The sequence below is a fragment of the Neolewinella agarilytica genome, assembly GCF_900110645.1.
In the GTDB taxonomy this organism is placed as follows: domain Bacteria; phylum Bacteroidota; class Bacteroidia; order Chitinophagales; family Saprospiraceae; genus Neolewinella; species Neolewinella agarilytica.
The window spans coordinates 1-6,140 of sequence record NZ_FOFB01000048.1; the positions used below are offsets into that span (position 1 = coordinate 1).

6 protein-coding genes are annotated in these 6,140 nt (G+C 56.8%); 5 read left to right on the forward strand and 1 reads right to left on the reverse strand.

What is annotated here, in order from left to right; all coding sequences use genetic code 11:
• Positions 1-125, reverse strand: a 125-nt coding sequence (locus BM123_RS24955) for a helix-turn-helix domain-containing protein (RefSeq protein ID WP_217642216.1), incomplete at its 3' end; no start/stop codon positions are given.
• Positions 126-285: 160 nt separating this feature from the next.
• On the opposite strand from BM123_RS24955, the gene BM123_RS23540 reads away from it, so the two are divergent.
• From BM123_RS23540 to BM123_RS23560, 5 genes are all read left to right on the forward strand, one after another.
• The gene (locus BM123_RS23540) at positions 286-2,784 is read left to right on the forward strand and encodes a toprim domain-containing protein (RefSeq protein WP_090173580.1); all 2,499 of its coding nucleotides are present in this window, start codon (positions 286-288) and stop codon (positions 2,782-2,784) included.
• A gap of 147 nt (positions 2,785-2,931) precedes the next feature.
• Complete coding sequence (locus tag BM123_RS23545; RefSeq protein WP_090173582.1) at positions 2,932-3,819, forward strand: tyrosine-type recombinase/integrase; 888 nt, start codon at positions 2,932-2,934, stop codon at positions 3,817-3,819.
• Between the two features lie 107 nt (positions 3,820-3,926).
• Positions 3,927-4,814 carry a tyrosine-type recombinase/integrase gene (locus tag BM123_RS23550; protein WP_090173583.1) on the forward strand — a complete coding sequence of 296 codons (888 nt, stop codon included), beginning with the start codon at positions 3,927-3,929 and terminating at the stop codon, positions 4,812-4,814.
• 20 nt (positions 4,815-4,834) lie between these two features.
• On the forward strand, positions 4,835-5,131 hold the full coding sequence (locus BM123_RS23555) for a hypothetical protein (RefSeq protein ID WP_139212081.1): 297 nt from the start codon (positions 4,835-4,837) through the stop codon (positions 5,129-5,131).
• A complete protein-coding gene (locus BM123_RS23560) occupies positions 5,110-5,439 on the forward strand; it encodes a type II toxin-antitoxin system RelE/ParE family toxin (protein WP_090173586.1) in 330 nt (109 codons plus the stop codon). Before BM123_RS23555 ends, BM123_RS23560 begins: the two co-directional genes overlap by 22 nt.
• Positions 5,440-6,140 lie beyond the last annotated feature (701 nt).

Here is a 6,140-nt window from a genome sequence, read left to right on the forward strand (position 1 = left end):
TACCTGCCGACGACGTTGGCATGAATCCCGATTTTCTTGGCTAACTCGCTTTGAGAGAGGTTGTGCTCTTTCCTCAGCTGTACGAGGCGTTGGTTGAACTCCATTGGGTAGAAATCTAACTGCATATTGCTTGATTTTGCTAAGGTATTATACCTAAAAGTGTAAAAGTAATCTTCAAAAGTTGTTTGAATATAACTATTCCGTTAGCTTTGCACCTGAAAGTGTAGCGAAACTTTAACTTTTGCGGCTTTCAATTGAAGAAATCAACTGAAAGAAAAAACCGGAATGACTATCCAGGAGATCAAAAACCAACTTTCTATTTTATCCATCCTGGCCCACTATGGCTTGGAAGTGGGTAAAGGCAGTTCAATGAACTGCCCCTTCCACGCCGACGGCAAAGCCTCCATGAAGATCTACCCGGAAACCAACACGGCTTTTTGCTTCGCCGGAAGCTGTGAAGTCAAAAGCGTTGACGTAATCGACTTCATCATGCGCATGGACAACAGCACAAAACGCGAAGCCATCCTAAAAGCTAAAGACCTGATCGGCAATCCAGTAAGCATCCCAGCGCAAATACCAGCTACGCCAAAGCCGGAAACCCTCGACGCCAAAGCCATCTACACCGCCAGCCTGGAGACGATGAAAAAGCACACCGCCGCCAAAGCCTACTGTGAGGGTCGCGGACTGAAATACCACGACTTCCTCGGCATCGGCTACAAATCCCAACGGACAGCGGATAAGTGGGGTCGCGGCTGCATCATCCTCCCGTTGCGCGACGCGGCCGGCAAAACGGTAAGCCTCTACGGCCGCGCGATTAAGGGCAGCGGCCACTACTACACCGCCAACCGAAAAGGACTGTACCCCTACTATCCGGACGCAACGACCCAAACCCTGATCCTGACCGAAAGCGTGATCGATACTGCAAGCATCCGCCGCTACGAGTTCAATCTGGAGTTGTACGCCATCCTCGCCCTCTACGGCACGAACGGGCTGACGGCCGAGCACAAAACCGCCATCACGAACCTGAAAGACCTGCGCGAGATCATCCTGGCTCTGGACAACGACGCGGCTGGCATCAAGGCTACGGAAGCCATCGCCGCCGAGCTGATGGGGCTTAAGCCGGGGTTGACGATTAGCTTTATCGAGTTGCCGCAGGGCAGCGATGTCAACGAGGTAGCTAGTCAGAGCGACGATGTGGAAGCGACTTTTAACGACCTGTTCGCCCGTCGCGAAACCATCGCTAACGCTGCGCCGGTGGTGCCGGAAAGAGTACCCGCTGCCACGCTTGACACGAGCAACAAAAATAACCTCGTCTACCAAACGACAACGGCAACTTACGAAGTAAAAGGAGGGGTGAGAACCGCAGCTAAAGACTTGGACAGCCTCAAAGTGACGCTGGCCATCACGAGTGCCGAGGGGCGGAGAAGTCGGCAAAAACTGGACTTGTACGAGGATAAGCAAATAGGCCGCTGCGCCCGCGCTGTCGCCGAAAAACTGAGCCTACGCGCCGACCTCATCGAGCTCGACCTGGACCGGTTAACCGAACTCCTGGAAGCCCACCGCGAAACCATCCGGACGCAAACCAAACGCGAAGAACCGACCAAAATCAGCGTCGGCGCGGCCGACCGCAAACGCTGCCTACAGTTCCTCAAAGCCCCGAATCTACTTGAAAGAATCAACGAACTGATCGAGCGGGCGGGCATCACGGGCGAGGAAAACAACCGGCTGCTGCTGTTCGTCGTGGCGAGTTCGTTTGCGATGCCGAACACGCTCCACGCGCTGATCCAGGGCGCGAGCGGCAGCGGCAAAACGCGGTTGCTGCGGGTGGTGTCGGAGTTGATCCCCGAGGAAGTGGTCAAGCGGTATACGCGGGTGACGGACGGGAGTTTTTACAACCAGGGCGAGCACTATTTTAGCCACAAGTTGCTCTGCTTCGAGGACATTGACGGGCTGAAAGAGGAGGCGCTTTTAGCGGTCAGAGAACTGCAGTCGAGCGAGATCCTGATCACCTCGACGAGCTTCAAGGACGAGCACGGAAACATCCGGGGCGCGGAGCGGATCGTGCGCGGTCCGATCGCCAGCATGAGTTGCACGACGAAGGCGGAACTTTACGAGGATAATATCAGTCGCTGCTTCGTCGTGGCCGTGGACGAGAGCCGGGAACAGAGCCTGAGAATCATCGACTACCAGAACAAAAAGAGCGCGGGTAAGATCGATGGTCGGGACGAGCAGAACGTACGCCAGTTCATGCAAAACTGCTTGCGGATGTTGGAGCCGTTGGAGGTGGTTAATCCGTTTGCGGACAAGATCAAACTGCCGGAGGATGCGCACAAAATCAGGCGGTTGAACGAGCTGTACCAAAGCTTCGTTCGGCAGATCACGCTGCTCAATCAGTACCAACGCGAGCGCGACGCGCGCGGCCGGGTGATCACCGCGCCGGATGATCTGCGGGTGGCGTGTGAGATCCTTTTTGAGAGCATCGTTTTGAAGGTGGATGAGTTGGACGGGAGTCTGCGGCAGTTCTTTGAGAACGTCAAAAAACACGTCGGAAAGCTGGGTAAAGACTACGCTTTTAACCGCTTCGAGCTGCGCAAAATAACGGGCGTGAGCAAGACGCAGCAGCACCGTTATTTATCGAAGTTGGTCGAGCTGGAGTACGTCCGGCAGAACGGTTTTGCGAACCGGGGCTACCATTACAAAATCGCCCATTGGGACGACCAGAGCGCGCTGCGCGGACGCATCAAAACGGAGCTAAATCAGCAAATAGAGGCCTTGAGTAACTAAAGGTGGAACACCAAGGAACGCCAGCCGGAACGCCAGAGGGCGCATTATTGCTGGCTTTAGGGGGCAAAATGGGGCTGGCGTTCCGCGTTCCCAAAAGGTGTTAAGGGGAATAATCAGGGCGCGAACGCAGGATGCAAAGAAAGTTAGATGAGCAAAGCTTACCAACCCAAGACGGCGTATTACAACGAACTGCTGCGGTCGTGCCGGGCGGAGTTATTGCTGCTGGGCTACGCCAAAGCGACGGCTTCGCTGAGCGGATCGGGGGAGTTTTTGCAGCGGCTGGAACAGCAGGGTAAACTGACCTTAGATCAGGTCGAAAAAGCCGACATCGACGAGCACCTGACCTACCTGCAAACGCGGCCCAGCCAAACGGGAGGAGCGTTGAGCGGGTACACGATCCAGGGGTATGTTTTTAGTCTGCGGTTGCTGTTTGATTATGCGGAGCGGCACGGCTTGCGGGGCGGGAGTCCGCTGGCGGGCATCCGCTTGCCGGCGCCGCCGAAGTCGGAACGCTACGTGGCCACGCGGGCCGAGGTCGACGCGCTCTACCTGACGGCCAAAGACGATGCCCGACTGACCGCCCTGCTGCACCTGCTCTACGGCTGCGGTCTGCGCCGGATGGAAGCCGAAGCCCTCGACCTGGGCGACGTCGACCACCGCGCTGCGCTGCTCTACGTGCGCCGGGGCAAGGGGCGCAAACGCCGGGTGATCCCGCTGAGCGGTCGGGTTGCCGAAGGGCTGAAACACTATCAAAAACGGGACCGCTGGCGCTGGGCCAACGACTACACCGGCAAAGCCTATCTGCTCAATGATCGTGGTCGGCGAATGCGCGGCAACACCATTAGCAAGCACTTGGCGAAGCTGGTCAAAGAAGCCAAAGTGAACAAGCAAATCACGCCGCACGGACTGCGCCACGCCGTGGCCACCCACCTGCTGGCGCGCGGCATGGAGCTGGAGCGGGTGCGGGACTTTTTGGGGCATGGGTATTTGGAGACTACGCAGCTTTACACCCGAGTCAAGACGGAAGACTTATGAGCAAGAAACCCCCTCCCAACCGTGCGCTTCGCGTCTGCCTTCGGCGGTCCCACGGGGGAGGGCTTTTTAGGAAAACGCTCTGCGTTTTTTAATGCAACAATGAACTGATGACAATGACTTTAACCGATTACTTAGACGAGCATTACAGCGACGGAACGGCAAAAATCTATGCCTTCGAGATCGGGCATTACCTGGAGCGAATCGGCGGAGAAGCTGCAGCTTTACAAACGAGTTATGGTGAGTTGGTTGGCTATCTGTCGGCCTTACGCAAGCGGTACGACAATCCGGCGACGGTGCGGAGGATCCTTTTTGCGATCAAGAGTTACTACCGGTACCTGGTGCTTAGTGGTCGGCGGGATGATCATCCGGGGAGTCGGCTGCGGTTGCGCGACGTCGTCAGGGACCAGGTGCAAACGCAGGACTTGCTTGCTCCCAACGAACTTGCTTTGCTCCTGCGTCCGCGCCCAAATCGGTATGCGCTGCTGGAAAATCGGAACCGGGTAATCATTGGCTTACTGGTCCACCAAGCGTTGTTGGTGCGGGAGATCGGGGCGTTGAAAATTGGCGATATCGACTTGCAAAAAGCGACCGTCCGCGTTCCAGCGACAAGCAAAACAGAAGCTCGGACTTTACGCCTCGATGCCGCCCAGGTGATGACTTTACACGCTTACCTGCAGGAGGATCGGGCCAGCCTTTTGACTGAAGAAAGCGATCACCTTTTACTGACCAGTCGGGGTACTCCGGAGCGGGGTGAGGGGGTGCACTATCTGGTCGAAACGCTGCGACCACTACTCCTAAACAAACGGCTGACGCCGACGACGATCCGGCAAAGCGTGATCGCCCAAAAACTGGCTGAGGGTCAGGGGCTGCGGCAGGTGCAGGCTTTCGCGGGACACAAGAAAATATCGGCTACTGAGGCGTACCGGGAGAACAACCTTGAGGCGCTGCGGCAGGCTGTGCTGCGGTTCCATCCGCTGAAAAATGAAACTGAATAACTAACTAAATCGTTACTTTTATGATCTTACCACCAATACCAATAGCCATGAGTGTTACCGAGCAACGTACCCACGCAAAAGAACTTCTGGACCGCATTGATGACGAGTTTTTTGCCGCCGTCTACAATCTCATGGAAACCTACGTCAACAAACAAAAAAGCCGGGTGATGGGCTATACGCCAAAGGGTGAGGCGATCACCGTTGGTGAGTTCCTGGAACAAGCTGATGAGCAGGTAGCCCGAGCGAAAGCAGGGGAGGGAATCAGTGTTGCAGAACTAAGAAAACAATCAGACGAATGGCTGGCACGTATCAAGTAATCGTTACCCCTGCTGCGCGTCAAGACCTTGCTGAAATACTGGATAATGTTGCCGAAAGGCAGTCGCTTACCCGTGCAGCTAAGGTGCAGGATGAAATCCTTAAAGCTATAGACAAGCTGGAAGAAATGCCTGCCGCAAATGCACCCGTCCAGGATACCTACGAGTTGGTGGGTGATGCCTTCCGGCGGATCGTGGCCGATAAATACAACATCGTTTTTACCATCGAAGAGCCTAGTCTGGAGGTCTTTGTGATCCGGATCTACCACATCAAACGAGGTCCAGACTTTGTTATTGATGCTTTGCTCTAGCGCTACAGGCTCAGTCTCTCCGTCTGTGAAGCGGTAAAGCGGCGCGCCTCGGAGCCTCACCGTCAGCACATCCCGCGCCAGTCGCTCCTTCGTCGCTTGATGTCACGGGCTGTGCGCCCGGTTCGGGCTCGGCGCCGGCGGCTCCCGGCCCCGGCCCCCCAACCCCCAAAGGGGGCGGGTCCGGTTCCTTCGCCGCCCTAGTATGCGGGCCGCTCTGCCCACCGGGGCTGCGGACGTCCGGGACCGGCTCCTGCCGTCGCCGCCCGGTCGCCTTGCCGCTTCGCGTGACCGCCAGCTGCGCGCTATCGCGCTTCCGCTGTCGGCCCCCGGTGGGCTCCCGCGGCGGCCCGCCACCTTCGCCTTCCTGGCCATTGCCTCCTGAGGTCGGCAGCCAGTCCGGACTTCGGTGTTGCCGCCCTGACAACTACACGGCGCAAGCGCCTGGAGGTGAAGGGGGCTCCGAAGCCGCCCCCTTCACCCCGGCAACGACGAAGTCCGCCAGCACTTTGTCCGGCTACGCCAGGCCAAAGCGCCGCCGGACTTCATCGCCGGGCAATGTCTCCGCTGGTCTGACCGCCGGGCTTTTTTTTTCAATTGAAAAAGAAAAACTGAGGGAGAAGCGTTAGCTTTGGGGTGGTGCTAATGAGCATCGTTGATGGTTGAAATGTTGGTGCTGGGGGATATTGCTATCGGTATAATGG